The sequence below is a fragment of the Alkalihalophilus lindianensis genome, from assembly GCF_032843265.1.
Classification (GTDB): domain Bacteria; phylum Bacillota; class Bacilli; order Bacillales; family Bacillaceae_D; genus Alkalihalophilus; species Alkalihalophilus lindianensis.
This window is the reverse complement of the sequence record NZ_JAWJBA010000605.1, coordinates 1-258: the sequence shown is the minus strand read 5'-3', so window position 1 is coordinate 258 and position 258 is coordinate 1. Positions and strand designations below refer to the sequence as shown.

At 70.2% G+C, this 258-nt stretch carries 1 protein-coding gene; it reads right to left on the bottom strand.

Annotated elements, in window-relative coordinates; all coding sequences use genetic code 11:
- On the bottom strand, positions 1–258 hold a 258-nt coding region (locus tag RYX56_RS26675), incomplete at both ends, for an ATP-binding protein (RefSeq protein ID WP_317124284.1).

Below are 258 nucleotides of genomic sequence, written 5' to 3'. Positions count from 1 at the left end.
CCAAAGCTCGGCCGCGGGCTTGGGACGCGGCGTGGCGCGCTGGGGCGCCGGCGCACCGCCGAGCGCGGCGTGGACGGGGAGGTAGATGGTGAAGGTCGCACCCTGCCCCGGCTTCGAGTCCGCGAAGATGTATCGGCCCGATTGCTTGACGATGCCGTAGACGGTGGACAGGCCCAGCCCTGTCCCCTTCCCCACCTCCTTGGTGGTGAAGAACGGCTCGAAGATCTTGGGCAGGACGTCGGGCGGGATGCCGGTGCC